The 3,132-nt window shown below is 69.8% G+C and carries 3 protein-coding genes; all 3 read left to right on the forward strand.

The features are described 5' to 3' along the window. Positions 1-938: nitrogenase component 1 (locus GPA_RS16800; RefSeq protein WP_231847609.1), on the forward strand; the 938-nt coding region annotated here is incomplete at its 5' end. Positions 939-976: 38 nt separating this feature from the next. Continuing rightward, positions 977-2,167 (forward strand): molybdopterin molybdotransferase MoeA, encoded by a 1,191-nt coding sequence (locus GPA_RS08330; protein WP_015539590.1) that lies wholly within the window; start codon positions 977-979, stop codon positions 2,165-2,167. 295 nt (positions 2,168-2,462) lie between these two features. Further along, positions 2,463-3,132, forward strand: a 670-nt coding sequence (gene nrfD / locus GPA_RS08335) for an NrfD/PsrC family molybdoenzyme membrane anchor subunit (protein WP_041239331.1), incomplete at its 3' end; no start/stop codon positions are given.

Genomic DNA, 3,132 nt, shown 5'->3' on the forward strand with positions numbered 1-3,132 from the left:
AGCGCGGCTTGGATCTGGCGCACCGGGAGCTGGCGGAGCGGTTCGGGCCCGCAGGCGACGGGATGCTGCGCGGCGCGGGCGACGGACGTCCTGCGCTCGCCCCTCCAGCCAGGCCGACTGCGGACGGGCGGCCGGAGGGAACGGGCCCGTGCGGGCTGGCAGCCTCCCCGGAACGGCCGGCCGTGAACGTGCTCGGGCTCACGCCGCTCGATTTCGGAGGGGGCCCGAATGCGGAAGACCTGCGGGAATGCCTTGATGGCGCCGGGCTTGCGGTGAATGCCACATGGTGCATGGGCTTGTCGCTTGAAGGCGTGGCGCAGGTCGGGAAGGCTTCGGTCAACCTTGTGGTATCGGCGGGGGCACTCGGGGTCGCCCAGGTCCTTGAGCGAGCGTACGGCACGCCGTATGTGGTGGGTCTGCCCTTGGCGGGCGCGCAGGCCGGCCTCGTGTGCGAGGCGCTGCGCCGGGCCGCACGTGGCGGCGCGTCGTCGTACGCGTTCGCAGGCGGTCCGCATGCTGAAAGCTGCGATGCGGGGGTGCTGCCAGAGTCTTCGCGAACCGTATTCGACGCGCGGATGGATGCGTCCGGCGCAGGGGGCGAGGCGGTACTCGTGGTGGGCGACTGGGTGTGCGCCGCCTCGGTGCGCTCGGCGCTGCGCCTTTCCGGCTGGAGCGGTCCTGTGACGGTGGCGAGCCTGTGCGGGCAGCGTCCCGGCTTCGCCGAGCCGGGCGACGTTGCCTTGGCGGGCGATGCCGACCTAGCAGCCCTCGTGGCACGCGGCGGGTTCTCCGTTGTGGTGGGGGACCCGCTGCTCGCCCGCATCCCCGGCGTGCCGGGTGCGCGTCACGTGAGGACGGCGCACCCGGCCGTATCCAGCAATCTTTTCGCCAAGGAGGTGCCACGCTACTTCGTTGACGATATCGTGCGGAGGTTCTAGGCCCTGCACCCGCATACCGGCAGACAACAAGGAGGACGATGATGAAATTCGATCATGGGAAGGCGCTGACGCGCGCGGAGGCGCTGGAGGCGCGCTGGGAGTTCGAGAAGCGTACCGAGCACGTGCCGGTGGGCGAGGCATGCGGGCGCGTGCTTGCGCAGGATTGCCATGCGGCTTACGATCTGCCGCGACATCGCGTTTCGTCGTTCGACGGCATCGCCGTGCGGGCGGCCGACTTTGCGCAGGGCGTCCCCGACACCGGCGAATGGGTGCGTGGCATGCACTTCGCCCAGGCCGATACCGGCGATGACTTCCCCGACGAGCTCGACACGATCATAGCGGCGGAGGACGTGGGATACGACGAGGCGGGGCGGCTCATGCTCGATCCTGCCCTCGAGGTCAAGGCGGGCAACGCTATCAAGCGCGCGGGCGCCACGATGGGCAAGGGCGAGCTGCTCTACGAGGCGGGCACGCTGCTCGGGCCCGAGGCCCTGGCTATTCTGGCGGCCGGCGGCTGGGCCGAGGCGCCCGTGGTTGCGCGCTTGAAGGTGGCCTACCTTCCTACCGGCACGGAGCTGGTGCCTGTGGGCACGGTGCCCGAGCGTGGGCAGAACGTGCAGACGAACTCGCTTATGCTGGGCGCCTATTTCGCGCAATGGGGCGCGGAGATGGTTGCCTATGACATTGTGGCGGACGATCGCGCGGCCCTGGGCATCGCCATCGACCGTGCGCTGGCCGAGGCCGACGTGGTGCTGGTCAACGGGGGTTCGTCGCGCGGCTCGGAAGATTTCAACTCGGAGCTTCTGCAGGAGCGCGCGTCGTGGTTCTCGCACGGCGTGAAGGCGGTTCCCGGACGTCCCATCGGCCTGGCAGTTATCGAAGGCAAGCCGGCCATCAACGTTCCCGGACCCATGATTGCGGCCTACCTGGCGGCCGACTGGCTGGTGAGGGGCCTGGTGTGCCACTACTATGGCCAGCCGGTGCCGCAGCGCGTGAAGGTGCCCGCCGTGCTTGATGCGCCGCTGGGCGCCCGCCCCGGTTTCGAGCACCTGGCGCGTCTCGTGGCTCGTGACATGGACGGCGTGCTGCATGCGGCGCCGGTTCCGAACTCGGCAACGTTGGCCGAGAACATTCGCTCGGCGAACGCCTTCTTGGCCGTCCCAGCCGGCGTGCGCTACGAGGTTGGCGATAAGGCCGACATAGAGCTGCTGGGCACGAAGGCAGGGTAGGGCGCAGGCCGACGAGCGCCGCTCATTAAGAAAAGGCTGGAGGTCGTTGAGGACCCCAGCCTTTTCCTGTTCCCCATGTGCGATGTTCTCCGTGCTGCTCCGGCGTCACGCGTGGCGTCCCGGATCGTGTCGCTGTTGCGCATATGACACCCTGTCATATGCAGCACGCCTGTTTTGTGGGATACTGGCGGGGATGCAGAGGGAAGCGTGCGATCTGCAAAAGCAACGTGGCTCCCGTGTCTGGATGCGCCGCCGCCTAGCGGAGCGTCCTGCGGCTGCGATGAGGGGAGGGGATGTGCTCGGAACGTTGGCGGTGGGCTACCTGTTCCTCGGCGGTGCCGGGGCCGGGGCGATCGTGGTCGCGTCCGGGCTCGACCTGGCCCTCGTGCGTGCGCCCTTCGGGACGGATGCCCGCGTGTCCGTGGACGAGGCGCCGCCGTGCGAGCGGGTGGCGGCTTTCGCGCTGCTTGCCGGCTTCGCCGCGCTCGCGCTGGGCGTGCTGTGCCTGCTGTTCGATTTGGGGCGCATCGACCGGGTGCTCGACCTGTTTCTGCGGCCGTCGCCTACGTATCTGACCGTCGGCTCCTTCGCCCTGGCCGTGCTGGCCGCGTGCGGGGCGTTCCTGACGCTTGTGCGGCTCGCGTACCTGCCGTCCGTGCCGCGTGCGGCGGCGGTTGCCGTCGAGGCGGTCGCCGTGGCGGTGGGCTTGGTGGTCATGGTGTACACCGGCCTGCTGCTGCAGGGGCTGGGAGCGGTGGCGTTGTGGAGGTCGCCGTTCGTGCCGGTGCTGTTCACGCTGTCGTCGCTGTCGTGCGGCATCGCCGTGGTGCTGGTGGCGGCGTTCTTCGCCGACCCGGAGGGGGAGGCGGGCCGCATCGTGCGCCCGCTCGTGCGGGCAGACGCCGCGCTTATCGTGCTGGAGGCCGCGGCGGCTGCGCTGTTCGCGGGGCTGGCGCTTGCAGGCG

Source organism: Gordonibacter pamelaeae 7-10-1-b (assembly GCF_000210055.1).
Lineage (GTDB): Bacteria > Actinomycetota > Coriobacteriia > Coriobacteriales > Eggerthellaceae > Gordonibacter > Gordonibacter pamelaeae.

Coding starts and splice junctions, on each gene's coding strand:
- GPA_RS08330 (WP_015539590.1), top strand. CDS start 977: ATGATGAAATTCGATCATGGGAAGGCGCTGACGCGCGCGGAGGCGCTG.